General features: G+C 31.6%; 20 protein-coding genes. 12 read left to right on the plus strand and 8 right to left on the minus strand.

Annotated features, from left to right (window positions below):
• Positions 1-354: 354 nt before the first annotated feature.
• Entirely contained in the window at positions 355-1,458 is a 1,104-nt protein-coding gene (locus tag ACQ76T_RS03620) for a hypothetical protein (protein ID WP_431341978.1), read from the plus strand.
• Positions 1,455-3,431: a hypothetical protein gene (locus tag ACQ76T_RS03625; protein ID WP_431341979.1), complete on the plus strand. Its 1,977-nt coding sequence runs from the start codon at positions 1,455-1,457 to the stop codon at positions 3,429-3,431. The genes ACQ76T_RS03620 and ACQ76T_RS03625 overlap by 4 nt, the downstream gene beginning before the upstream one ends.
• Before the next feature lie 398 nt (positions 3,432-3,829).
• Here ACQ76T_RS03625 and ACQ76T_RS03630 read toward each other — a convergent pair whose 3' ends face one another.
• The 3 genes from ACQ76T_RS03630 to dinB form a co-directional block, all read right to left on the minus strand.
• Positions 3,830-5,152 (minus strand): hypothetical protein, encoded by a 1,323-nt coding sequence (locus tag ACQ76T_RS03630; RefSeq protein ID WP_431341980.1) that lies wholly within the window; start codon positions 5,150-5,152, stop codon positions 3,830-3,832.
• Positions 5,153-5,291: 139 nt separating this feature from the next.
• Positions 5,292-8,366, minus strand: coding sequence for a DNA polymerase III subunit alpha (locus tag ACQ76T_RS03635; protein WP_431341981.1), 3,075 nt, complete (start codon positions 8,364-8,366; stop codon positions 5,292-5,294).
• A gap of 12 nt (positions 8,367-8,378) precedes the next feature.
• Positions 8,379-9,518: a DNA polymerase IV gene (gene dinB / locus ACQ76T_RS03640; protein ID WP_431341982.1), complete on the minus strand. Its 1,140-nt coding sequence runs from the start codon at positions 9,516-9,518 to the stop codon at positions 8,379-8,381.
• Positions 9,519-9,579: 61 nt separating this feature from the next.
• Between dinB and ACQ76T_RS03645 the strand changes: the two genes are divergently transcribed.
• The 5 genes from ACQ76T_RS03645 to ACQ76T_RS03665 all read left to right on the plus strand — a co-directional run bounded on the left by ACQ76T_RS03645 (position 9,580) and on the right by ACQ76T_RS03665 (position 15,832).
• Positions 9,580-10,356, plus strand: coding sequence for an XRE family transcriptional regulator (locus ACQ76T_RS03645; RefSeq protein WP_431341983.1), 777 nt, complete (start codon positions 9,580-9,582; stop codon positions 10,354-10,356).
• Positions 10,357-10,462: 106 nt separating this feature from the next.
• Positions 10,463-11,095, plus strand: a complete 633-nt coding sequence (locus ACQ76T_RS03650; RefSeq protein WP_431341984.1) for an alpha-ketoglutarate-dependent dioxygenase AlkB family protein — start codon at positions 10,463-10,465, stop codon at positions 11,093-11,095.
• Between the two features lie 92 nt (positions 11,096-11,187).
• Complete coding sequence (locus ACQ76T_RS03655) at positions 11,188-11,664, plus strand: hypothetical protein (protein WP_431341985.1); 477 nt, start codon at positions 11,188-11,190, stop codon at positions 11,662-11,664.
• A gap of 183 nt (positions 11,665-11,847) precedes the next feature.
• Complete coding sequence (locus ACQ76T_RS03660) at positions 11,848-15,000, plus strand: hypothetical protein (protein WP_431341986.1); 3,153 nt, start codon at positions 11,848-11,850, stop codon at positions 14,998-15,000.
• A 1-nt stretch (position 15,001) separates the two neighbouring features.
• Positions 15,002-15,832, plus strand: coding sequence for a hypothetical protein (locus ACQ76T_RS03665; RefSeq protein WP_431341987.1), 831 nt, complete (start codon positions 15,002-15,004; stop codon positions 15,830-15,832).
• Between the two features lie 12 nt (positions 15,833-15,844).
• Here the strand turns inward: ACQ76T_RS03665 and ACQ76T_RS03670 are convergent, their stop codons facing one another.
• Positions 15,845-16,696: a hypothetical protein gene (locus ACQ76T_RS03670; protein ID WP_431341988.1), complete on the minus strand. Its 852-nt coding sequence runs from the start codon at positions 16,694-16,696 to the stop codon at positions 15,845-15,847.
• A gap of 54 nt (positions 16,697-16,750) precedes the next feature.
• Entirely contained in the window at positions 16,751-17,713 is a 963-nt protein-coding gene (locus ACQ76T_RS03675; RefSeq protein ID WP_431341989.1) for a hypothetical protein, read from the minus strand.
• A gap of 475 nt (positions 17,714-18,188) precedes the next feature.
• Here ACQ76T_RS03675 and ACQ76T_RS03680 point away from each other — a divergent pair, with 475 nt between their 5' ends.
• The 3 genes from ACQ76T_RS03680 (at position 18,189) to ACQ76T_RS03690 (ending at position 22,131) form a co-directional block, all read left to right on the plus strand.
• Positions 18,189-18,476, plus strand: coding sequence for a helix-turn-helix domain-containing protein (locus tag ACQ76T_RS03680; protein ID WP_431341990.1), 288 nt, complete (start codon positions 18,189-18,191; stop codon positions 18,474-18,476).
• 92 nt (positions 18,477-18,568) lie between these two features.
• Positions 18,569-20,023, plus strand: a complete 1,455-nt coding sequence (locus ACQ76T_RS03685; RefSeq protein ID WP_431341991.1) for a DUF3945 domain-containing protein — start codon at positions 18,569-18,571, stop codon at positions 20,021-20,023.
• 20 nt (positions 20,024-20,043) lie between these two features.
• The gene (locus ACQ76T_RS03690) at positions 20,044-22,131 is read left to right on the plus strand and encodes a DNA topoisomerase 3 (RefSeq protein ID WP_431341992.1); all 2,088 of its coding nucleotides are present in this window, start codon (positions 20,044-20,046) and stop codon (positions 22,129-22,131) included.
• Between the two features lie 61 nt (positions 22,132-22,192).
• Here the strand turns inward: ACQ76T_RS03690 and ACQ76T_RS03695 are convergent, their stop codons facing one another.
• Both ACQ76T_RS03695 and ACQ76T_RS03700 read right to left on the minus strand, forming a co-directional pair.
• The gene (locus tag ACQ76T_RS03695; protein WP_167497828.1) at positions 22,193-22,333 is read right to left on the minus strand and encodes a hypothetical protein; all 141 of its coding nucleotides are present in this window, start codon (positions 22,331-22,333) and stop codon (positions 22,193-22,195) included.
• A 146-nt stretch (positions 22,334-22,479) separates the two neighbouring features.
• The gene (locus ACQ76T_RS03700; RefSeq protein WP_431341993.1) at positions 22,480-22,887 is read right to left on the minus strand and encodes a hypothetical protein; all 408 of its coding nucleotides are present in this window, start codon (positions 22,885-22,887) and stop codon (positions 22,480-22,482) included.
• A 638-nt stretch (positions 22,888-23,525) separates the two neighbouring features.
• Between ACQ76T_RS03700 and ACQ76T_RS03705 the strand changes: the two genes are divergently transcribed.
• Both ACQ76T_RS03705 and ACQ76T_RS03710 read left to right on the plus strand, forming a co-directional pair.
• Positions 23,526-24,056: a hypothetical protein gene (locus tag ACQ76T_RS03705; protein WP_431341994.1), complete on the plus strand. Its 531-nt coding sequence runs from the start codon at positions 23,526-23,528 to the stop codon at positions 24,054-24,056.
• A 37-nt stretch (positions 24,057-24,093) separates the two neighbouring features.
• Entirely contained in the window at positions 24,094-24,390 is a 297-nt protein-coding gene (locus ACQ76T_RS03710; protein WP_431341995.1) for a hypothetical protein, read from the plus strand.
• Positions 24,391-24,558: 168 nt separating this feature from the next.
• Here the strand turns inward: ACQ76T_RS03710 and ACQ76T_RS03715 are convergent, their stop codons facing one another.
• A complete protein-coding gene (locus tag ACQ76T_RS03715; protein ID WP_431341996.1) occupies positions 24,559-25,830 on the minus strand; it encodes a HEPN domain-containing protein in 1,272 nt (423 codons plus the stop codon).
• Between the last annotated feature and the right edge of the window lie 73 nt (positions 25,831-25,903).

Below are 25,903 nucleotides of genomic sequence, written 5' to 3' on the forward strand. Positions count from 1 at the left end.
AATTCTGATTTAAAAGCCAAAGAGTACTCACTATCCGCAAGCTTAGATGTACCCAAAAGTCTTATTTTTTTTCTTGTATTTGTTAAAATCGCTATTATTTTATAAAAATCCTAAAATATGTGTTTAATGGTTGGTATGGAGATTAAGGTAGATTTGTATATATTTCCTAAACAAATGAATAGACGATCTGGCTTAAAGAATAATAGAAATTCATATACTTCGAAGATTTGATAGAAAAGTTTTGATTATATTTGAATGAAACTAGATCATAAAACTATTTATACGATAGATATGTATAAGTTAATATTTTTCAAAATTTGGCTTTACTTATTGTATATCAAGAAAACTTTTAACATGAATAAATATTTTGGACTTTTGAAAAAGGTCAGAAAAAAAGTTAAGCAGGAACATGAAGATCTTCATGACAGATTTTTAATTGTATGTAAACATGTTTTAATTAATTTTTTGTCAGATCGAAATAGTTATTTTTTCATACCTATTATCGTGATCGGATTATTTTGTGCACCATTGGTATTGGATTTTGAAGTATTAAAAGTTTTCGATTTCAATATAGAAACGGTTAAAGTTTTAGTTGATCAACGAACTACAAATATTGCTACAATAATTAGTATTTCATTAGTGGTTGTTGGATTTTTAATTAATAATTTGGCGGTTAAGTCACCAACGACTTATAAATTATTATTTAAAAAATCACTTTTATATTTCACTATATACCTCACGCTCTCAACTATTTTTTTCTTTATTATTCTGTCTACCCTACGTGACAGTTTTGCTGAAGTTATTTATATCAAACTTGTGTTGGCTGGTACGTATATTTCTCTATTTATATTGATTTTAATAGGTATGCTTTTTAGACAGATTATTTATTTCACAAATGAAAAAGAAATAAGCAATATGTTGTTTAAAGAATTAATGAAAGAGGGTAAAGTGCGTATGAAGATAATTCTAATGAAAAAATATAGTCCGGAGCTCTATCAATCTTTTATGGAGGAACGAGGAATTAATTTAATAGAAAGACGAATAGACTTGGCAACTCTGCAGAATTCTAGAATGATTTTGAGTGGGGACGTTTTGGAAATTGATAATAACAAAGACGTGCGCTATCTAAGAAATATTAATTTGTGGCTTTTAAATATAATTTTAAAATTAAAAATTATAGATGGTTATGATTCTCTTTCATTAGATGATGCAGTAAATTTAAAAACAGTTCAACATTTACGGATAACAAATAAAAAAAACCTACCCATCAAATTGTGGCTTTTAAGAATGTGCTATTCAACAGGTAAAAAACCTTGCTTTGAATATGTTTCAGATGTTTATAGAAAAGAATTTGATAGTAAAATAATACAGCTAGCTGAAGAAAACAAATATAGGAATCTCGCTGATCCTTTAAAGGCTTATCTTGAGTTATATAAAATTCAAATGTTAAACAAATGATGTATCAAGATAAAAACGATATTACAGAAGGTATTGATGGGGTTATTTGGCAGTCAATTGAAAAAGCGATTGACAGCAACAACCTTGAAACTTTTAAAACTCTGAATGATTTTGTTGTGGATGTTCTGCTTTTAAGCAGTAGAAATAAATCACTTGAACATTACAGCAGGTATATAAATTTTTTCAGCTCTTATTATTACAATAGCTATCTTAAAAAAAAAGATAGTATAACTTACAATAAGTTTTATAGGTATGTTACTACAAATTCAGCTAGGCACCTTAATGAATTCATCAGTTATATAGTACCATACAATGAAAAAGATATTGAACAAGCTAATGAAGAAAATTTAAGCATTAGTAATGTATTTCTTTATAAGTCCTATTGTACTTTTAGTAGAATGATTTACATGATGATCAGGAATTCAGATACTGAGCTTTTTGATTATGTTATAAATGAATACGATCGTATTGATCCACTTAATAAATATCTTTTTTACAATTTAAAATTTGAGATCAGGACTAATTCTTCAAGGCTATCGCCAGCTGAATTAGAAAAGAGTAAAAGGCTGTACGGTTGTGTCAAATATTTTGACGAATATAAGAGACATGGAATTCTTGGTTTAAGATACTGGGCAATTTATTTATATAAGCTGAAATTAAATGATTTAGCATCAACAAGGAAATTTCTCGATGGGCTTATTATGAAGGTCGATTCTCAGGAGATTGTGAGTGATCTTCTTTATCTGCGGCACAGTCCAAATTATAATTATTTTGAATGGAGCAGCTGGGATTATAAAGAGCGACTAAGCGGTAAAATTTATAAACCACCAAACGTAAACGATTGGCTAACATTTGGATTTGTTGTTGATCTTTTAAAAGAAAAAGAAATACCTCTATATATTAATGATTTAAAACGTTTGGAATTAGATGAAATTCAAATAAATGACATCCCATTTTTTGCAGATAAAGTGCGCGAAAATATTGCAATTATTAAAAACGATACCGAATTCTGGAAATCCATTTTAGGATATGATAATGAGCTTGATTTTGAACGAAGAGCTGATAAAATAAACAATTATTTTGAAGATCTAAGGTATGAAACTATTACTAGTAAAGAAAGATCAATTGCAGAGGAGCCTCTGGATTTAGATAAAATTAAAGATTTTGAAAATTATATTGGGGAAGTATGGAAACAGAATTTAGCTATTGGAGCTTTATTTTTATCTCGTGGAAACGTCGAGAAGTCGAGTGAAGTCATAAATTTTATTGGTCAAGAAATATTTCCCAATAATCTTAAAAGAATTTTTTTAAAGAGTAATTCAGATAGTATTTTTAATATTGGAGATGTTAGCGGTATGATCGCTAGATGGGTAGATGATGCTTTTTTTAGTTTGGTTTTCGTGGAAGAAATCGATCCAATAGTAAATGAAAATATAAAAAAAGTGATTGATGATTCAATCAACTGGCTTGAAAGTAAAGGGCAAAAACCAAATGTAATTATTTTGTCATCATTCGATGGTCATTCAGATGTATTGGTGTTTGACGAAGATTTTAAATGGAAACAGCAACTTGATCATGAAGCTAAAAACAAATACCTTTTAGGAACGTACAAAGATATAGATATATATACATCTTACAGTGAATTGATCAGCAATAAGATCATAGTTGCGGATTTTGAAAAAGCATTTAAAATGAGATTCGCTACGGCAAATCAATGGTTTGATAATATGCTAAAAGTAGATGTAGAAATGATTACAGATATAGAGGCAGAAAGAATTTATCAATCCAATCCCAAAAGATGGATGAGAGGGAATAAAAATGTTGAATTGAGTAAAGAAGAATCAATTATATTAATTAAAAACTCAGTTCATTTAGTAATTGGTTCATTTAATGAATTTGACATTATTGACAAAGATGCTTTTATTATTGGGACAACACAAAGTAGTATTCAAACAGACTTGTCAAAAGTATAGTTTTACTACTTTTAAATAAGTTGAATATAAGCCATTAATATAAAGTTAATGATTTTTTATACATTCTATTCAAAATTAATGAAAGGATTATTGCATAGTATCATCAAATGACAAATGGAATTCTGGAGTTGCTAACTTTGTTAGGACACAATTCTTATACTCTTTAACTTTAAGAGTATGAAAATGATCAGAAAAAATTACATTTTAGATTTTAAGATTCAAAAATATTATATAGATTTTTGACTTTAATTACTTTTCAATTTATCTGGTTTAGATTTCTCTTTTTCATTCAGTTTTAATAAAGATCAAATATTTAACGGATCAGACAAATGCATAAAAGAAAAATAGACTATAGTTTTAAGAATAATAGAAAGTGGTACTCTATTTATCTAAATCTTTTATTGCTTTACACTGGTAAATAATGTATTAATGTATTCTATCCAATTATCTTTATTTAAAATTTTGTTTAATGGTAGATAAGTTCTCGCAACAAATTTAATATCATTTTGATCGACTGTTTTATTGTACTCTTCAAAAATATTTCCAATTTTTCCAGTTAACCATTTTTCTGCGAACTCTGCACTAATTTCATCATTTTGTACGAGTTCGTTTGCAAATTTCTTTTGGGAGAACTTGTCTTTAGTTTCTCTTAAATATATTGACAAATAAAAATCCTTAAAATCTTCATTTATAGCTATATTTTTCCAAATAGGTTTAATAATATCTGTAATATAATTTTCTGAATTCCAATCCGAGTTTTTAAAGGCTAATTTAAATTTATTTATTAATTTATTTTCAATATTATCTTTATCTTCTTTTGAAAGTTGGATGTAAAATTTAGAAAAAGTATTGGAGAAGAAATCTCGGTGATAAATAGCTAAGCTTTTAAATATTAATTCTTTATAGTATTCTTTAGCTGTGGTTTTTAAAGTCTCTTTACTGGCGTGGAAAAGTTTTAAAAATTTATCGAAATTTTCAATGATTGTCAAATCAAAGTTAAGATTTTTAAACCTAGCATTAAAAATGTCGGAGTACATTAAAATAATTTTTTCAAATATTTTATTATTTAAATTGGGATCATTTTCATTAATTTTTAATAATAAATCATCTTCAGAGATTGGCTCATTCGATAAATTATTTCGGATAAATTTAATTGACTCTTCATTAAGACTATGAATTTCTTTAATTGAAGTATTAGGCTTATCTATGTTAAGAAATTTTTTGACTGGAAAATGTAAAATATTATCATATGAACAAACCTTAAGTGTATAAGAAATGTATTCCTTAATAGATATGTTATTTTTTGAGTCGAATAGTAATTCAACATCTTCCCCATGGATGACAATAACAACCTGTCTTCTACCTTTGTTAAGTGCATTAATAAAGTTTTCTGATAATTTTTCTTTGGATATAAAAATTCCTAATGTTCCAAAGAACTTGTTTTCAATTTTTCCAATAAAGGAAAATAAATCAGAAGCTGCCAATTTTGATTTTACCCATTTGGTCTCAATTAAAAATATTCTATTGTCTATTTCAATTGCTCCATCAATTTGTTCGGACTTACGATCAGAAGAATGAAATCCTTTCTTTAGCAAGACTCCTTCATCTTGAAACACATTGTTTATTAATTCTTCAAAATCTCTTCCTCTTTGTTGGAGTAACTGTTTGTCCTTTGGAACTTTTTTTAGAGTGTTAAATTTTTCTATAAATTCAGTTTTCATTGTAGTTCATGGTTTATTATATCAATTGACAAATATAAAAATAAGTAGGTAATTGTATTTTAGAAGACGGTTTTTATAGGTATTTTAAATTTAAATTGATGAATAAAAATAATTTTAAATTTTATAAGAAGATAGAATTTTAATTCATCTTTCCTCTGGGTAAGCCAATCTCATGTTGCTGAGGATAGGGCTTACGAAAAGTCATACTTACATCCTCCCGAAGGCTTCTTTGAATTTCCTGAGATTTGTCTTTATCCATTGAATATCGGGGATCAGGAATAAGTGGCATTTTAGCCATCTTTGTAATAGTAACAGTAGGAAAGTGATAATCTACTTCGACTGTACCAAGCAAGAGATAAATGCCTCCTTCTTTAAATGGAAATTTTCTAAGGCTGTCCGGAAAATGAGCCGTATCAAAATACTGTCCTTCTGCATCAATCCAAGTTCCAAAGTACATATCGTCTTTTTGTCCCGGATGATTTTTCTTTTGGATGGGGACGTGTTTCCTTGAAATAAGATAAGCAAGCATTTTGACTTGCTTCTTATGGTATTTCAGTAGATCTTTAACTAGGACATGACCTCTATATTTTGTTTTCAACAAATCAAATATGGAGTAGGAAACTGGAAATCCGAGTATTTCGATTTCATCAAAAGCATCTTCAAAAAGATCCTTTTGGATAACAGGTAATTGATAATCTTTTTGGGGCTGATCAAATAATGAAATGGTTTTGGTTCTGTATTGATTCTTTGACAACAGAAATCTGGCTTCTATCAATAGTTCATGTTTTTGTTTACCGGTAAACCTGAATGCTCCTACAAAAATAAGTATCTGGAGTGTTTCTATACCAATGGGAATTCTTTTTACAAAATCTTCCAATGATTTATAATTTCCGTTTTTATTTCTCTCTTCAGGAATCAATTCCTTAATGAGGCCTTCCAGTCTTTCAATATGCATTAAGCCTAGGTATACCTCCTTTTCATAGAGTGTTGTTTGATACTCACTAAGATTTACACATGGATTGTGAATGACGGCTCCTGACATTTTAGCTTCATGGATATATACTTCTGTTCTATAAAACCCACCTCCATTATTGATGGCTGATACCATAAATTCAATAGGGTAGTGAACTTTTAAGTATAAGCTCTGATAGCTCTCTACAGCATAGGACGCTGAATGGGCTTTACAAAAGGAATACCCTGCAAAGGATTCAATCTGCCGGTATACTTCTTTGGATAATTGTTCAGGATGTCCTTTTTTCTTACAGGATTCAAAAAAATCATCTTTTAACTTCTGTAGTGCAGACAATGATCTTCCCTTACCACTCATTGCTCTTCGTAATACATCTCCATTGGCAGCAGATACACCACCGAAATGCATGGCAATTTTTATCACATCTTCCTGGTATACCATGATGCCATAGGTTTCACCGAGCTCTTTTTCAAAGACCTCATGAAAATATTCAAAATGACCGGGATGATTATGTCTAAAAATATATTCCCGCATCATACCACTTTGGGCAACGCCTGGGCGGATAATAGAGGAGGCAGCTACCAATACTTTATAATTATCACATTTAAGTCTTCTCAATAACCCTCTCATAGCTGGTGATTCAATGTAGAAGCAGCCTATGGTTTTTCCAATACTTAAGAATTCGTTGCATGTGGCTTCATCTTTTGACAGATTTGTATCCTGAATATCAATGGTAATACCTCTTTTTCCCTCAATGAGATTAACCGTATCTTTTATGGTTCCCAGACCTCTTTGAGATAGGATATCAAATTTTTCAAGACCAATATCTTCAGCGGTATGCATATCAAACTGAACAATCGGAAAGCCTTTTGGCGGCATTTCCAATGCAGAATATCGGGTGATGGGTTCTTCAGAAATCAAAATCCCACAAGAGTGCATACTCCTTTGATTGGGAAAATTTCTTAAGAGTTCTTCATATTTGTAAATCAGCTGGACAACTGAGTTTTGATCATGCTGATTTTTCGGTTTTTTGGAGAGTTCATCCAATTCATCTTTAGGCAGACCAAATGCTTTTCCAAGTTCTCTGAACCTAGATCTGCTTTTAAACTCTACGTTGGTTCCGCAGAAAGCCACATGATCTTTTCCATATTTTGAAAATATATATTCCAAAATCGTATCCCGGTTTTTCCAGCTCCAGTCAATATCGAAATCAGGAGGTGTTTTTCGGTTGAGGTTTAAAAACCTTTCAAAATACAGATCCAGTTCCAGAGGGCATATATCGGTAATCCCGATGCAATAGCTGACAATGGAATTTGCTCCGCTTCCTCTACCAACGTGCATGAATCCCATACGATTGCTGTATTGTATGATATCCCAGGTGATCAAAAAATAGGCGCAAAAATTAAGCTGGTCAATTACTGCCAGTTCTTTCTCGACTCTTTTTTTAGCCTGAAGATGATTGGTACCATATCGTTTATGCAAACCTTCATAAGCCAGCTGTTTTAAAAGCAAGAAATCATTCTCCTTGCTGTCAGTGAAGTGTTTTTTGTTTTTTGGAGTTTTAAAATCAAATTCAAAACTGCTTGCCTCAACAATATATCGGGTATTCTGAATAATTTGAGGATAGTATTGATATTTTTCTAAAAGCGTCCTTTTATCGATAAAGGTTTCATTGCTCTTGCAGTAATCATTTTTTGATAATTTGGTAATCAATGTATTGCCTGCAATAGCTCTAAGGAGCTTGTGAAGTTGATATTCTTCTTCTGTTTTGAAAGTGACAGGCTGCAGAATTACCATTTTAGAAATCAAACATTGCCATTCCGGTTTTATCAGAAGGTTTAATTCATCTGTTCTTATCCCTATAAATTCATGATCAAGGAGATTTTCAGGAGTATTGTGCAGGGGATAGATTACAAAAGTATTTTTCAAATCAGGATTTGTTTTTGGAATTTCTATTCCCTCACAGTTGTAATCTGTCAAAAGCCTGTTAACTTCGGCAATACTCTCCTGGTTTTTGGCAATGCATATATAATATAATTCATTTTCAACTCTTATTTCTACCCCTACAATCGGTTTGATATTCTTTTCCTGGCATAATTTATAAAAATCATAAATTCCTGTAATGGTGTTGATATCGGTCAAGGCCAGTACTTTTAGTTTATAGTCAACAGCCTGCTGAACCAGATCTTCCAGAGATAAGGTACCGTATCGCAAGCTGTGATAAGTATGACAATTGAGAAACATAATTAATAAAAACTAGCCTAATATTCCTGAAGCCCTTCCTACACTGGAGGAGCCAAATCTATTTTTAATCTTATCCAATGTCTGATACAGAGATATCAATTCCTCAGTATCTTCAAAAAGATCCATTTGATGGCAGCCATGAACAAGCCCTGTAAATCTTACCCCAATAAGTCTAATTCTCATTCTTCGAGTATAGACTTTCTTGAAAAGCTCAAGGACATATCGTAACAAGGTATGATCTGCTGAAGTGTAAGGGATTTTGCATTGTTTGGTTTCCGTATCAAAATTGGCATACCTGATCTTTACCGTAACGGTTGAGGTCAGCCATTTTTCCTGCCTTAGCTGATAGCAAAGCTTTTCCACCATTCCAGAGAGAATGCTTTGAATATTTTGTATATCAATAGTATCCTGTGAAAAAGTATTTTCAGTGGATATAGATTTTCTCTCAGAGTAGGGCACAACGGGAGTTTCATCAATCCCATGGGCTTTTTTCCATAGAACGGTTCCGTTTTTCCCAACCAGCTGCTGCAGGATATCAACAGGCATTTCAGACAGTGTTTGTATGGTCTTTACACCCAGTCTTGAAAACAGTTGAAAAGTTTCAGGTCCTACCATCGGAATTTTCTTTACCGACAATGGGTTTAAGAAGGGTTGTATATGCTGTGCCTTGACTTCCAGTCTTCCCGGTTTTGCTTCCCCGGTTCCAATCTTTGAAACTGTTTTATTGGTAGACAGCGCAAAGCTTATCGGTAAACCTGTGTTATGGGTTACTGCATCAGCAATATCATTTGTCCATTGGTAGCATCCGAAAAACCTGTCCATTCCGGAGAGATCAAGATAAAATTCATCAATGCTTGCTTTTTCCAAGACCGGAACTTTTTCCCTGATAATATCTGTTACGGTATGCGACATATTGGAATAATATTCCATGTCACCTTTTATGACCAAAGCTTCAGGACAGAGTCTCAAAGCCATTTTTATGGGCATTGCACTCCGCACCCCAAATTCTCTTGCCTCATATGAGCAAGATGCTACCACGCCACGGTCTCCACCACCTATGATAACGGGCTTTTTCTCCAATACAGAGTTTTTAAGCCGCTCACAGGAAACAAAGAACGTATCCAAATCCATATGTGCAATTGCTCTTTCCATGTTACAAAATTAGTCACGTTTTGAAACTAATTTTGTATTTTTGTTGTCTAAAATTGTAACAATGTCAAAATTCTCTGATAACATCGTGTTTTTAAGAGGAAAGAAAAATATGACTCAGCAAGAACTGGCAGATCTATTATTTCTTACCCGATCCAGATATGTTGCCTATGAATATGGTAGAACAGAGCCGCCTATTGAAATATTGCTTAGAATTTCAAAATTCTATAACATCAGCATCGACCTATTGTTGACTGTAGATGTCAGAAAATTTTCTATCGATGAACTCATGGAGCTTCCTGACAATCGAATCGTTCTGCCTATAAAGGTTGATCAAGATGGAAACAATCAAATTGAGATTATTCCCCAAAAAGCTTCAATGGGCTACCTGAATGGCTACGGAGATCCGGAATACATAGAAAGTCTGGAGACCATATCATTACCTTTTTTAAAAGGGGGTAAGTTTAGGGCATTTCCAGCTGATGGAGATTCAATGCCCCCCTATAAGAACGGAACCTATATCGTGGGAAAATATGTAGAAAATCTTTCGGATTTGAAAACGGACAGAACGTATGTTTTCATTACCACCAATGATGGTATCAGTTATAAGAGGTTTCAGTTTCATGAAGCAGATGGTATATGGGTTAAGGCTGACAATCAATTTTATGAGCCTTATAAAATTCCATTGCCTGAAATTAAAGAAATCTGGGAATTTGCCTGTAGTATTAATACCAAAGAATATGAGCCTGATGAATTTGCAGAACATCATATTCAAAACTTTATCACAGAAATTAAAACTGATATCAAACATATCAAAGAAAAAATGGGAGATAAGAATTGAATTCATTTTAAGTACATGGCATAATCAAAAAACTTCCCCGAAGGGAAGTAAAAACACAAATGATGAAAAAAAATTATTCCGTAGAAACGGAATGAGACAAAGTTAAATGTTTTACATACAAATTACAATGACCCAGCTGAGTTTATTTGATACAGAAGAATTCTATGAGTTTCCAAAAGACCTTTTGGAATACAGAGAGAATTTCCTGAGCCGGGAAGAAGCTGACCTGCTTAGAAACAAATTATTGGAAACTGCACCCTGGGAACAGCGTACCCAGAAAATGTACGATAAGATGATACTTACTCCACGGTTGACTGTTTGGTATGGCGATGCAAAATCCTACGATTCAGCCGATAATAATACCACTAAAAGAAATGAATGGACTCCCGAACTGTATGCTTTAAAAGAAAGAATAGAAAAAGAGTTCGGTTATCAATTCAATGGCGTATTACTCAATCTTTACCGTGATCATAATGATTCCGTCGCCTGGCATCGGGACAAGGAAAGCCGTTATGGTAAACGTCCAGTCATCGCATCCATCAGCCTTGGACAAACCAGAAACTTTGATTTCAGAAAAAAAGACTACCATCAAAGCAAATACAGCCTGCCACTTCCTCATGGATCATTACTCATTATGAAAGGAGATCTACAAGAGAACTGGGAGCATCGTATTGCCAAATCGTCTATCCCTATGAAAGAACGAATAAATCTCACGTTTAGATTGATTCAAATTGCTTAAATTTTGGACTTTTCTGATACGATCTTACTAAAAGATTTTTTTTCCATATTATATCATTATCTTTAACGTAATATTATAGCCATAAAACTTGAATGAAAACTATTGATTGGTCTCGGTTTAATTCCGATATTTTCACACATTTTTGTAACGCATTACTTTCTTTTGAATTAGGAAATAAGTTTGTACCATTTAGTGCGCCAGGAAAGGACGGAGGAATTGATGGGCAAATGATTACAGACAACGATCATTGGCGTTTTCAATATAAATTTAAAACAACACCTACCAAAACTGCTTTATCAAGTTTAAAGAGTGATTTGAAAAATGAATCATCTAAATTAACTTCGGATGTATCTCATTATTTTTTATTAACAAATGTAGAGTTACTTCCCAATTCGATAGCAGAACTTACGAGTTTATGGAAAGAAATAACTGGTGGAAATGTTTTATTTGAAATTTGGGATGGTGCTAAATTAAATACCAAAATTATTGCATATCCATTGCTTCGATTATGGCTTGACGAAGGATTTGATACAGCTCAGCTAACCAATTATCGTGATTACTTTAGTTAACAATTAGCGAATAAAGATCCATTATCTCCTATAAGTCTAACAAACTATTATGTAAAGAATCAGAGTTTAGAAAATGCTCTTTTTGAATTTATCAAGTCAGATAAAATAGTATTTAATTTATTTGGTGAAGCGGGATTAGGTAAAACAAGGGCCATATTAGAATTTTTTAAAGCTTTAGAGACTTTGAATGAAAGATGGGTGTTACTTGTGCTTAATAGTCACAGTATAAATTATGATAGTGTTAATTATGCGATTTCAGGAGATACAAATCATATCATTTTAGTAGACGATGCCCATACTTTTGAAGATAATATCATTTATGATTTATTTTCATTGGTCTCAAAAAAAAGAGATAAGGCTAAACTTATTATGACGAGTAGACAGAAAGGAATAAATAGTCCAGATCTACCACTAAAAGAATTTAACTTAGATTTCGTTTGGAACTATCAAATAAATGCGTTGAGTATTTCTGATACAAAAAGCTTTTTTTTACATTATCTAACCACTTCTACTTTTAAAGCATTTATTGATGAACTTGTGCATTTCTCATATGGTAAACCTATTGTAATTGTTGCCATGATTAATGCTATAAAAAATAAGAAAGAAATTACCCAATTAAGGAATGATAACTTTCTAAAAAAATATGTAACAAACCATTTTAATGACTTTATATCAAAAATTAATTTAGAATTTAATTTCTCAATAAATAAAATTCTAAATGTCATTTCTGTTTTAGCACTAATTGAGCCTATAAATATTCATGATTCTGATGAGTTAAAACAAATTGCTGAAGTAACAGGAGTAGATGTTGAAGAAGTTGAAGAAATAATTTTTTATTTAAAAAACAGAGGTGTATTTGATGGTAAATCATCAATTTCAATTAAACCTGATCTTTACAGTGATATTTTAGTCTCTAATATAGAGAGTAGAAAGCTGACAAAATATATTGAATATTTCAAAAACAAAATTAATAATATATTAATTAATCTTAGTAGTTCTATTTCAAATAATGAAACAGAAGAGGTGTTAAAAGCATTATCAGATGTATATTTAAATTCTGTAAATTTTGTATCAAATAAATTTGATTTTTTAGATATTAGTTCTACTATCTTTAAAATTGGAGGACATTTTCCTGAAATAACTAAAGGTTTGATAACTATATACATTAAAAGTTTAACAGATACAAAAAGTGTTTTTTTTCAAGAACTTGAAGAACTAAATCAAAATAAAGATTCTCAGAGTGCTATATCAAGCATTATAATAACCAACATTTCGAATCACCTTTCCTACCTATTAATAAATAAAGAAAATTATAGTTTTGTTTTTAATGCTATTTTTGAAATACAAGATAAATATAATATATCTTCGATATTAGGATCTATTTATAGTTTTACAAAAGTAGATTATTATGATGGCTTTAAGATGGAAAGACAAATTGATTTTCTTGATCGATTGAAGTTTGAAGAAAAATTATTGAATGAAAATGAAACTTTCTTACTGATCCAAGTTTTCAGCTCATTTATGAAACTGGAATTCATGACTACTGAATCTTCTATTGACCGAAAGTCAATTAACATTACTACATACAGGGTTCCTGAAAATGAAAACGTCAGGTTTGTCCGGAAAAAGGTAATTGAAAATCTTTTAAATCTTTTTCAAAAAAAGAATGTTGATTATCGACTAATTATTCTAAAAATTTTAATTGATATAGCGAGAGATATCTTTAGTAATTATAAGAATTTACCACATTATGATGGAGAAAAAGAAGTTAGTAAAATTCTATCTTTTCTTGCGTTAGATTCAACAGAATTTAGTAGCTCCGAAAAATTTTTTTTAAATGAACAGCTTAGATTTTTTAGATTTTGGGATAAAAAGAATCAACATGTAGATCAATTACAGAATATTAAAAACAAATTATCAGCAACATCACTCGTTGAAGAGCTTGTCCACATTCTTTCAAGAAATTTTGATTTGGATAGAAGTAAGTCTTACGATGAGGTTAGAAAGGAAGTAAGCAAAAGAATAAATGAATTATTAACAAAAGAAAACCCTAGTGAAATTGCAAATTCACTTATTCAAGCATACAAACTAAAAGGAAATAAATTTATTAATCTATATGTATTTACTCAGCAGTTGATATTGAAAGATGATAATTTTTTAATGGAGTTTTATGATGTTTTAAAAAATGGAGTTGATTCTTTTTTATTTTCTCGAATCGCTCCAGATATTCTACAAAAGTTAAGGAATAATACTTCTGACCTTAAAATGTATATTAGCCTTGTAACAAATCTTTTAGAATTAGAAGACTCACAAATGGATAATGTATTTTTAAGTATATTTTCTAGTTCTACAGATATATATAGTAAGGAAATCTTTGATTTTGAAATTACATTTCTAGAAAAAATACTTATTAAAAAATCTGAAAAGAATGGTTATCAAATTGCTGAAATGATACCCACAATTATGGCTTATGATCCGACACTGGGGACCCGTGTAACGTTAGATTTTTTTGATTACTGCCATCAAAGTCATGCTGAATATACTTTTATGTATTTGAATCGTTTTGGTTCTAATTATAACTTGACCAGAAATTTGCTTTTACAACATAGTTTGAGATTTTCTATATCATATGAATTTGAAATGGTTATGAATGTAATTCTTAGAAATGAAGGATGTAAAGTTATTATGGATTATTTTGATGAAAGATTCTTAAGATTGGTAAATATTCTCAAAACAAATGAAGTATATGATAGTTATGTCTTTGTTCCTTCAAACAATGCTTCTGCATTATTTGAAGACTTAGAACATTTAAGACCTGTATTATTTAAACATGCTGTAGATTGGTTTTTATCTTTGAAAGATAGTACAGTATTGTATTTTGCCAAATCATTATTTGAATATTTGGCTGATTCTAAGGAGTTAGCACCTTCATTAGCTAAAGTCATTAACGATTTGGCAGATGATTATAAACCGAATTACGAAATACAAAATAGATTACTTACCGTTTTGCAAGAATTTATTGCCCAAGATGAAAGATTTATAGACCTTATTTTGAGAATATTTGAAAATGCTAACTCAGTTAAAACTGAAAATGATAGTCTAGAAGACCTTACGTCAAATGCCTATGTGGCATTGACTAATACAGGAGTTAAAATTGGAACTCCAGGAGAACCATTTTCACAAGATATTATATTGATGGAAATTTTAAAAAGAAAAATATCTAATTATTCGCTGTTTTCTAACACATATGAACTACTTAATAATGCAATAAAATCAATTCAAAGTAGCATTGATCGTAGTAATGATAATATTTTTAACAACGAAACTTGGATATAGTATGGCCCCAGATAAAACAATTGAACTAGTTGATCTATCTTCAGAAATTAATCATTTACTTCAAAAAGTTAATGTACACGAGGTATCAGCAACAATCACCTCTATAAATTCAGATTTTGATTCAATCTATGAAATAAAGTCCTCGCCCAATCTGAAGGAATTACTGAATAGTATAAATTCAAGATTAAGAAAAATACAAACTATTTATCATGTTTATTTTGAAGATCTAGACGATCAAATAATAAATGGAAATGCAGCGACTTTACCTCTAGAGATTTCATGTGAGTTTTACTTTGACACAAATTCGTTTGTTAAAATGATGAACTTTGAATCTCCAGAAATCTATAAAGAATTAATAGATAATGAATTTCAAACATTTGTGCTTACAACTGCCTCAATATTTGAAAATATAGTTCGATTAATCGAAATATTAGGTAAAAAAGTTATTATTCATAAAACTAAAAATAAGCCTTTAAGTATGCCTCTTGGAATGTATTTAGATTATTTATCTTCACTATTAAGATTAAATTATCTTAATATTACCCCTTTTATTCAATGTATTCAGAATTATGAGCATTTTTTTAATATGTACTTAGAAACTATAAATTTACTGAGAAATGCCTATATTCATGGATATAAGACTAATTTATTATTTAACTCTAACGGCTACATGATAACGCTTTTTTGTAATAAAACTTTTTCAAGTAATTCACCACAACTTGAACTTAAAGTATTTACTCAAACTATTGTCGAGCAATTGAGTTCATTTGTTAGCGAATTAATTACGACATTGATTAATGAAGTTACTACAAGTCAAAATTTACCATTTTAATTCTTATCATATTTATAAATCGTGATCGATAATGATTTCCTTTAACTTTTTGGTGATATCGAATCTAGTATGTTCGAATGAGAGGTCTTGAAAAAGTTGTATCATTAGTTCGGTTATAAAATCAATTTTTATTGCAACTAAAAAGCCTTTATCTTTATGATTTTCGGTCATAATCCCGACAAGATAATATTTGGGAATTCCATTATCATCTTTGTCATTAAAGTCAGGAACATACCAAAGACCACTGCCACTAATTCCACTTAATTCTTTTGTTATCTGCGGTAAATTAGAATCAAAAGGTGCTGCTTTTCTCTTATATTTGACTAGAATGAAATTATCTTTATTAAAACCGAATTTATCATAAACTTTTTGATCGACAGTTTCTGTAATAAATTTAACGGGTTGTGGTTTAAATTCAGCTTTACCTGAAATCTTCTTAACACCACTTACAGGATATCCAGAAATGAAGTAATATCCCTCATCATTTAAAATGTGACTTGTAATGATTTGCTCAGGAGTAATAAATTTCCATTGTTGATCATCAAAGTGTTTATTCATTCGTGGTGAGAATTTAAATAGAGAAAAGTCTACATCATCCGATTGATTACCTTTCTGAAAAGTGGTGGCTAGCACACCATTTAAATTTAAAACTTTAGTTCCTCCTGATGGTACTATCAAACCTTTCCAATCCTGGATATTTAAAAGATGTCCAGCACTAATTAGATATCGGGCTTTTTGTGTTTTTAAATATATTCCACAACCAACTGGTTTAGCTGATGGAGGGATAGGTAACATAATTATTGGGGTATGGGTGAGAATTGAATTATTAATGCTCGGGAATAGTTTTACTAGGTCTTTGTTCATTTCAATGATTTAATATTATTTGATTTGCAAACAAGGGACTAAGAGTTATTTTAATTAATTTCTTTCTACAGCAATATAGTCCCGCTCTTCTCCAAATTTTCCACCTTTCATAACTCCTTGATTGTATAATAAAGAAATCGGATCACGGAAAGCATATAAGATTACGGAATGATAATCCATATTAACAAGATCATTGTTTTGAGGAAAGGAGTGATAAAGAATCTTATTGTATTGAGGTTGTAGATGTTTTATTAATGCTTTTTCAGCATCTAATGAAACCGTTTTATCACTAGGGAGTTGATAGTTTAAGATAAAGTCAGCCATTTCTTCCGGAGTGGCTTCTTTACCCCAGCTAACAATACTATTATTATCACATATCCTCATAAGAAGAACCATAATCTCATTTGATGGAATATTACCATAACTGAGCGGAGTTTCATTGATTAATATTTCCTGAAAAGTTGAATGATTTGATAATCTTTTGCAAATATTTTGTTCAGTAGATTTGCCTACATAATGTATCTTGAAATTCAGCATATCACGATAGTCATCGGAAAATTTAGCGATAAGATCGCCTTTCCAATGATGATAAAAAAGTTTATCAGGTGAAACCCAAACTGCTAATTCACTGTTTTGGGTTAAGGGATCCGTTCCTAGGATAGAAAATGCCTGCATTCCATCAAAAGGATATTCTATTTTTTTTTCTAAAGTGTTTCTTCTATCATGTACTCGAAACTGTATATCTTTTTTTAAATCTAGCCTAAAACCATCTTGGTCTAACGGAAGCTCACAGTTAATAATCTTATCATTATCTTCCTGATGGATTTCAAATTTTATACTTTTCTTTGAGTAAGATAATTTATGAAAAGTGATTTCTTTTCTTTGTGCAATAATATATAAATGACTATCTATAAAATTCTTATAGAAATTTTTGTTCCGTGTTAATAACCCTAGATGATAAGAACTAATTGGAGAATATCCCAATTCGATATCGTTGTATAAGATTCCTATATGCATATTTGATTTTAGAAGTTTTCATTGGATCGTTTTATAATACCAATTGATAAAACTTTAATGCCAGAAAAAAAGGAAGATCATGTTAATTCTACCCATAAGTATTGGCTTAAAATTACGTATAATCTTTTGATTAATTCTTTCTTTATCCCTCCTTTTTTTACAATCATTCCAAATAAATATTATAAAAATTGGCCAATTTTTGTGTGTCAGATGTATAACCACTTTTTAATTATTGCTTTTAAGATACCATCACAATATAAGAACTTGCAGAACAGCCAATTTTCAATATGTGAACTATTTATACAAGAAATTAATACTTAACGGATCTAAGGGAGTGTGAGTGAAAATATATCACAATGTAAGCTCAAGCTTTGCTAAAAATTATGAAAAAATTTCGTTACTACGAAAAAGTAGTGATTTTATATCATTCCTGTTGTCCAATTTTACATCACCAACAATCATAAAAATCACAGTTATGAATATTGAGAGAACAGAATTTATAGCCTGGATGGAGAGAATCATGGAAAGATTTGATATTCTAAAAGAACAGTTGATTAAGAACCATTCCAGATTTATAGAAATAGACGGGGAGCAGCTTTTGGACAACCAGGATGTTTTACAGCTTTTAAAAATAAGCTCCAGATCATTACAACGATATCGAACGGATAAAAAGCTGCCTTACTATACCATCAGCGGAAAGCTGTATTATAAGCTTTCGGATGTTCATCAACTGATCAGAGAGTGCCTAAGTTCTTCATTATGATCAAGACTTCAACGGCCAAATACACTACTGTAATTCCAAGTTTTATGAATTCGTGATCGACTAAATACCTTCATCCCATTAAATAAAATAAGATGGAAGATGAAATAATAAACTCTCAGGAAACCGGTGAAATCAAACCATCAACAGACACACTCCTTGTCCTGAACATTCATACCAATCAGGTTGAAATGGTCAAAGGAGTTGATCAGGAAGGCAATCTGCAAAAGTTTGCTCCCGAGGGTAAAAAGGAAAATGATGAGCTGATCAAGGTTGATAAACATGGAGATATTTTCTCCAACTTCTTTTCTAATTTTTACCGACAACTCAAAAATCCCTTTCATTTCAACTTTTTCAAGGTTTCAGAATATGATGCTGTCAATACCGCCAAGGATCTTCAAAAATATGTTGATCGGGCATCTCCTGAAGAAAAAGAAAAGCTGAAAGACTACGAAGTTTTATCGAAAAATAATAACAATCCCAAAAATCAAAATACAATGGACAACAACACAGAAAATCAGGAATATCGTTTTCAACCAGAACAGATCGACTGGAAAACGATGGAAAAGTTCGGACTTAATCAGGAGAAGCTTGAAAAGATGAACGCTATGGATTCATTACTCAGAGGTTTTAAAACCAATACATTGATTCCCATTACCATTAATCTGGGAACGGCGATCAGTAAGATGGATGTTCGACTATCCCTTCAAACAGGAGATACCGGACAGGTTGCTGTTCATTTGCATGGTATCCGAAAAGAACCTAACCTCAATATGAAATTCCTCGGACATGAATTCAGTGATGAAGACAAAAAGAATCTTAGAGAAAGCGGAAATATGGGTAGGGTAGTAGATCTGGTTAATCCTAAAACCGATGAAATCATTCCATCAGTCATCAGCCGTGACCGTTTAACCAACGAATTGGTTGCTTATAGAGCGGAGTACATGAAAATTCCTGATGAAATCAAAGGAATACAACTCGATGAACATCAGAAACAAATCCTACTAGAAGGAGGACCACTATATCTTGAAGGCATGACTTCTAAAAAAGGAGAATCCTTCGATGCCACCGTACAATTCAATGCAGATAAGCGTTATGTAGAGTTTCTGTTTGGCAATAACCAGGCACCGCAACAAAGTCAACAACATCATCATAATCAACAACAAACTCAACCTACGGATAAAGAAGCTCCCCGAATATTCAGAGGAAAAGTGCTGGACGATTCACAGTATGAAAAATTCAAAGCCGGACAAACCATTTATATCGATGGACTCCAGGATGCTAAAGGCAAAGCCTATCAAGGCTATATTACCTTCAACAAAGAAACTTCCAAAACTGAATTCTCATTCAACAATCCTAATAAACTTAAAGAAGAGGCAAAACCTACAGAAGATCATAAAACTCAGACTGCGGTTAATTCTCAAGGGAAAACCAATGAAGCTACTAAAAATGTGAAGGAACCTTTAGAATCAAAACAGCAACAACCTGCCCATAAACAACAGGAAGATCAGCAAAAAAGGGTTAGAAAACCAAGAAGACAGAAATTATAATTAACATTTAAATCCATCATATGAAAGCAATCATCGCGGAAAAACCGAGCGTTGCAAGAGAAATCGCACAATTGTTAGGAGCCCATGAAAAAAAAGAGGGTTACCTTTCCGGTAACGGATATTGTGTCACCTGGGCATTGGGACATTTGATAGTATTAGGAATGCCGGAAGATTATGGTATAAGAGGCTTCAATAAAGCCTCATTACCTATCTTTCCAAATCCTTTTATTCTGACTCCCAAAAAACTAAAGAAAGCAAAAGGCTATGAGCCTGATCCTTCAGCTTTAAAACAGCTCAATATCATAAAGCAAGTCTTTAATCAATGCAGCAGTATTATTGTCGCCACAGATGCGGGAAGGGAAGGAGAACTGATCTTCCGCTATATCTATCATTACATACAATGCAATAGACCTTTTGAAAGACTCTGGATCAGTTCCCTTACCGAAAAAGCAATACAGGACGGATTTAAAAACCTTCAGTCAGGCGATGCCTTTGACGGTTTATATCAGGCAGCAAAAGCAAGAAGCGAAGCCGACTGGCTTGTCGGAATCAATGCCACACAAGCATTAACCATCGCAGGGAACCAAGATATTTATTCATTAGGCAGAGTGCAGACCCCAACCCTTGCTTTGATCTGTCAACGATTTCTTCAGCATCAAAACTTCACCAAGCAAAAGTACTTTCAAATCCAGCTGAGTCATAGAAAAGAATATACAGACTTCACCAGTCTTTCACTATTACAATGGGAAGGAAAGAAGCAGGCAGAACAAGTCCAAAAATCCATAGAAAGGGAAGGTAGAGCTGTTGTAGAAGATGTATCTATTACAAAAATACTGGAACAATCTCCATTACTTTTTGATCTGACCGAACTCCAGAAAGAAGCCAACCGAAAATTGGGTCTTTCTGCAGATGAGGTTTTACAGATTGCCCAAAGCTTGTATGAAAAGAAGTTTATAACCTATCCCAGAACCGGCAGCAAGTATATTCCTGAAGACTTATGGACAGAGATTCCTGAACTGGTCAGAATCCTCAATACAAACGATCAATTTAAATCAGCCATATCTACTTTAAAATTCGGAAATTTCAACAAGAGAATCGTTAATGATGTAAAAGTAACGGACCATCACGGTTTACTCATCACTACGAAAGTTCCATCCGCACTTACTGTAACTGAAAAAGCTATCTATGATATGATTGCTTACCGTTTATTGGAATCCCTTTCCCATGCGTGTATAAAACAAGTCAGCCATATCATGATAAAAGTACATCATTATGAATTCCAGATCAAGGGATCAAAAATACTCAACAAAGGCTGGCGAGCCATAAAGGGAATGCTCACTGACAATGAAAATACCCTTAATGCTGGTGAAACCCTGACTGAGCTTCCGGAATTCAAAATAGGAGATGAGTTGACGATTCCAAAAACCGAGTTATTGGAAAAAACCACACAACCACCTAAACTTTATACAGAAGCCGATCTTTTATCAGCCATGGAAAACGCAGGAAGTTCGATTGAAAACAAAGAAGAAAAGCAGGCACTCTCTACTATCGGCATCGGAACCCCAGCCACCAGAGCCTCCATTATTGAAACGCTGTTTAGCAGAAGCTATATAATAAGGAAAAGCAAAACCCTGCATCCCACCGATAAAGGTTTACAAGTCTATAGCCTTGTCAAAGACAAAAAAATAGCCAATGTCCAAATGACGGCAGAATGGGAAATGGCACTGGATAAAATTGAAAAAGGCGAGCTCAATAGAACTCAATTCATCAACGACATCCAAGAATACACAGCAGAAATCACCAGCGAACTTTTATCACTTCATATTCCACAAGAAAACATCCCACAACTCAAATGCCCCAAATGCCAACAACATACTCTTATCATCAAAGATAAAATCGTAAAATGTCCCAAGGAACAATGCAGTTGGATTCTATTCAGAACTATTTGCGGAATACAACTCAGCATTAAAGATCTTACTTTACTGTTAACTCAAAACAAAACATCATTAATCAAGAATATGAAAAGCAAAAATGGTAAAAAGTTTGATGCTTTTATCATTCTAAAAAATGATTTCAGTACATCATTTGAATTTGGAAATAAGAATTAATTTCAAAATAATAATATAGTAAAGAAGCAGCCAATGAGCTGCTTCTACATTTTATCCAAGTCTAATCCCCTCTTTCATGTTCGTGAGGTTTTAGCTTTGGATGCTTTGGTTGATTGGGTGGGTTTACCCTTCTTCTTCTGTCGGGTTCTCCATCTGGTTTTTTAGGCTTGGGTCCTGGCTTGATTGCTTCGATTGTATTCATAGTACAATAAAGATTAATTAATAATTATTTTGATATCAAAACAGATTAATACCAGATCAAAAGTAAATTTTTGGTCATTACTTTCATTACGGAAATCCGTAATCATTGCTTTCTAAAGGGTTGAAAAAACAATTTTGATGGCAACTTTATCTCCTTCTGGGAGCACTCCTTGTATGTGGCCTAACATAAGTTCCGTCTTTTCGCGTATAACCTTTAACATGTACTGAACCGCCTGAATTTGATTGAGAACTGTAACTAGAGGATGATCTTACTGATGGAGAAGAATACGATGATGTTTTAGAATAGCTGCTGTAAGTGGTGTAGCTGGGCTTATTAGCCCACCCGTAATAATTTCCCCATTTAAGCTTTCTATAATTTTTCTTATTGACTTTTGATGATAAATAAACTTCTGTATCTTTAGGAATAATGGTAACTGATCTACTGCTGTCACTGCTGGAATAAAGATGTGTATCTTCCTGTAGCCGAACAGTGTAATAGTTGGTACATGAAATAACGGAGAGAAGTAATACAAGATAAAGTAATGATTTTTTCATTGTAGTTAATTTTATATCTGCAAATCTAAATGAACTTTAAATGAACTAATTACGGTTTTCCGTAGTCTTGTAAATCTTGAAATTATAGCATTGTTAAGCCGTAATCTACCTCTCTTTCAAAATGTGTAGCGTGATGCCTGGCGCAACATTATTCTTCAGGACTTAATCTGGAAAAATCTAATAACAGATTTCTAAGAGGGTGATGTAGAATGACTCCATATAGAAGCATTACGGATAGCCGTATTTTATCAATGACAACGCTATATATTTTTGCAATAAATAATATATCGTAAAATGAAAAAAATAATTCTACTATTAGCTTGTGTCATTATTTTGGTTTCTTGTGATGGCAATTCAGGATGTTCTTATAATGGTCATACTTTACATGTGGGAGATAAAGGAGGCTGTTATTACACTAACTCATCCGGTAATAAAGTATATGTTGATAAAAGTAAATGTAAAGGGTGTTATTAGATAAGATAGAATTCTATTGATTTTGGAAAAAAAGTCTGCCTGAATCCCAAGCTTAATCATTCGGGATTTTTTCTCAGATATTTAATAAAAAAAGCATTAATTGTTAGCTATTTCTTTTAATTCACTATATTAGAGATCAGGACCTGTGGCGTTCCTATAAGATTATGGAATATAATTATTTTCATGGAGCTATTTTAATAGATAGAGATTATGACCTTTCAAAGGATTTCATAATACGAGAAATGATTAAAAAGAAATACTATTATTTTCACCCGAATATTTTCTCATTAGGAGAAAGTGAATATCCTTATTTTTACGAAAACATATTGATTTCTTTTGGGCGAACAGCAAAGTATTTTGTTGATAATGAAATTGAGCTTAAAGCATTTTTGAAAGAATTTGAGGACATTTTAAGCAATTTGGACTTTGAAACTGCACAAATAACAGTTCAGGCAAGTTATGCTGACTACAAATTGTTTTGGATCAACAAAGAAAAACTAATAAATCGTCCTGGGGATGCTTTAGAAACCACATTGCTCTATTTTGAGGAGAACCAGGTTAGATATTACGAAACTGAAAAGCTGTACTTCGGTTTGGGTGAAATAGATTTGTTCACGGGATACGTTTTTGATAAATATGACGATGAAAGAGTATTAGATTTCGATAGGAAATATCCGGGTTTTGTTTATCCATAGCCAGCTAGCGTAAATCAAAAATCTAAAAAACGATAATATGACAGAAAATTATATTCAATATGCAGGCGGTTATCAAAAAGACAATATAGATGAAAAGGATTTTGTACAGGCTATATCAGATATCCAATTGATGGATGAAGAACATGGAGCATTTTGGGTCTCAGTTATTACCGATGATGAAAATGTAATTGAAGTAAATAAAGATTTATCACTTATTGTAATTTTTGCAGGGAAACAAACTAAATATCAAGCTAAAGATTGGAATGAGGTTACAGAACTTTATAAGTTATTATTGGCTGGCAAATCCGATATAATACTCGAGAGAGTAAAATAAAGAATTAATATGTCTTATAAAAGATATATAATGGCGAACCATCAAAGGTAAATGTGCTAATAGATTGCGTAGTCATAATACTTAATCTATTCTAAAGTTATTCAATTTGATTATAACTGTCAGATTAAGTATTGACTCATTCAACTAATTCAATCTTAGCTATTACAATTAAAATAATCTTTTAATGGAATTCTTTTTATTTAAAATTTCATTTATTTTACTATTATCGAAACCTATTAGTGAAAGTACGCAGCAAGTTAGTAAAATTCGTAATTTATTAGTTTCCTCCAGTAGTTCTTGCCCTGCTAACTCATTTCCTTTACGATCGTAAAAATGAGAATAATAATTTCTAGTTTTTACTACTTTATCAACTTTAATATTGCTATTTAGAATAAGGTGTACGGCATTGAAATTATTTATTAAATCGTTTATTCTCTCCTTTAGAATCTTATCAGTACCTATAAATCTCTGATGATAACCTTCCAAAGACTGTATAATAGTTAGGAAATCAAGACTTGAAAAGTATCCTTTTTGTTGAATACTAGCTATTAAATGATTTCGAATTGGGGCGAGGCGATCACTTTCTTTAAACCATTTTAGTATTACTTCAGGGAAAATATCAGAAATATCATCATAAGTAAATAAAAAATTTGTAGAATCAACTTTTTGGGTAGACTTTTTCTTACTTATGAAATATAATTTTATAGGATCAGAATTCTGAGGAATATTTTGTTGATTATATAAAAAAAGTTCTGTTATTAGAACAGGAATTTGTGTTGCTAACGTTATAAATTTACAAGTAAGAAATACCTTTTCTAATAAAACTGAAAAACTCTTCTTTTCTTTACATACTATTGATAGAGCCGTGGTTTGGTTAAACTTAAATTCTGTGTTTTCAAAATTTCCATTAAATTGACTCTCCCCGCTAAGGGTCAATTGATATCCTTCTGTGATATCAAAATTCTTTTTCCAGTAGGAATCTTGATCCGTAGAAACTTCTACTTTTTTCACTTTATTATTAAGTTCACCAAAATAAAATGATTTTTCAATAATGGCAGGCTGTTTCCATTGAGAAAAAATGGGAGAGAATAAAGAAATTTTATCAAAGAATTTATCTTCAGTAGAATTTAAATGTAAACCTTCTAAGGTGTATAGGCATTCATAAGTACTTAAGTGGACAGAATTCAATGAATTTATATTTAATGACTCTCGACAATTAAATAAGGTTATTTTTTTATTATCATTAATATCACCATATATTGTTTCTATAGTTGATACCTTATTTTCCAATATTCTTTTTATACTTTCTGATTCTGTATGATAGCAACCAAATAATTCTAACACTATCTTTTCAGACTTGATTATTAATGTTCCGCCAATTTTGTTTTCTGGATTGCTTGGCAAGTACCAAAGTCCTTTGAATTCTTTATTTTTTTTCATGGATTTATATGACTGAAAATATTCTAATAAATTCTTTATAATAGAGCGTTACTATAGCATTCTGATTTGTATA

The organism is Chryseobacterium sp. JK1 (assembly GCF_050632815.1).
Lineage (GTDB): Bacteria > Bacteroidota > Bacteroidia > Flavobacteriales > Weeksellaceae > Chryseobacterium.

Coding starts and splice junctions, on each gene's coding strand:
- ACQ76T_RS03655 (WP_431341985.1), top strand. CDS start 11,188: ATGAAAACTATTGATTGGTCTCGGTTTAATTCCGATATTTTCACACAT.
- ACQ76T_RS03620 (WP_431341978.1), top strand. CDS start 355: ATGAATAAATATTTTGGACTTTTGAAAAAGGTCAGAAAAAAAGTTAAG.
- ACQ76T_RS03625 (WP_431341979.1), top strand. CDS start 1,455: ATGATGTATCAAGATAAAAACGATATTACAGAAGGTATTGATGGGGTT.
- ACQ76T_RS03675 (WP_431341989.1), bottom strand. CDS start 17,713: ATGCATATAGGAATCTTATACAACGATATCGAATTGGGATATTCTCCA.
- ACQ76T_RS03695 (WP_167497828.1), bottom strand. CDS start 22,333: ATGAATACAATCGAAGCAATCAAGCCAGGACCCAAGCCTAAAAAACCA.
- ACQ76T_RS03630 (WP_431341980.1), bottom strand. CDS start 5,152: ATGAAAACTGAATTTATAGAAAAATTTAACACTCTAAAAAAAGTTCCA.
- ACQ76T_RS03710 (WP_431341995.1), top strand. CDS start 24,094: ATGACAGAAAATTATATTCAATATGCAGGCGGTTATCAAAAAGACAAT.
- ACQ76T_RS03685 (WP_431341991.1), top strand. CDS start 18,569: ATGGAAGATGAAATAATAAACTCTCAGGAAACCGGTGAAATCAAACCA.
- ACQ76T_RS03680 (WP_431341990.1), top strand. CDS start 18,189: ATGAATATTGAGAGAACAGAATTTATAGCCTGGATGGAGAGAATCATG.
- dinB (WP_431341982.1), bottom strand. CDS start 9,518: ATGGAAAGAGCAATTGCACATATGGATTTGGATACGTTCTTTGTTTCC.
- ACQ76T_RS03665 (WP_431341987.1), top strand. CDS start 15,002: ATGGCCCCAGATAAAACAATTGAACTAGTTGATCTATCTTCAGAAATT.
- ACQ76T_RS03705 (WP_431341994.1), top strand. CDS start 23,526: ATGGAATATAATTATTTTCATGGAGCTATTTTAATAGATAGAGATTAT.
- ACQ76T_RS03635 (WP_431341981.1), bottom strand. CDS start 8,366: ATGTTTCTCAATTGTCATACTTATCACAGCTTGCGATACGGTACCTTA.
- ACQ76T_RS03700 (WP_431341993.1), bottom strand. CDS start 22,887: ATGAAAAAATCATTACTTTATCTTGTATTACTTCTCTCCGTTATTTCA.
- ACQ76T_RS03715 (WP_431341996.1), bottom strand. CDS start 25,830: ATGAAAAAAAATAAAGAATTCAAAGGACTTTGGTACTTGCCAAGCAAT.
- ACQ76T_RS03645 (WP_431341983.1), top strand. CDS start 9,580: ATGTCAAAATTCTCTGATAACATCGTGTTTTTAAGAGGAAAGAAAAAT.
- ACQ76T_RS03650 (WP_431341984.1), top strand. CDS start 10,463: ATGTTTTACATACAAATTACAATGACCCAGCTGAGTTTATTTGATACA.
- ACQ76T_RS03690 (WP_431341992.1), top strand. CDS start 20,044: ATGAAAGCAATCATCGCGGAAAAACCGAGCGTTGCAAGAGAAATCGCA.
- ACQ76T_RS03670 (WP_431341988.1), bottom strand. CDS start 16,696: ATGAACAAAGACCTAGTAAAACTATTCCCGAGCATTAATAATTCAATT.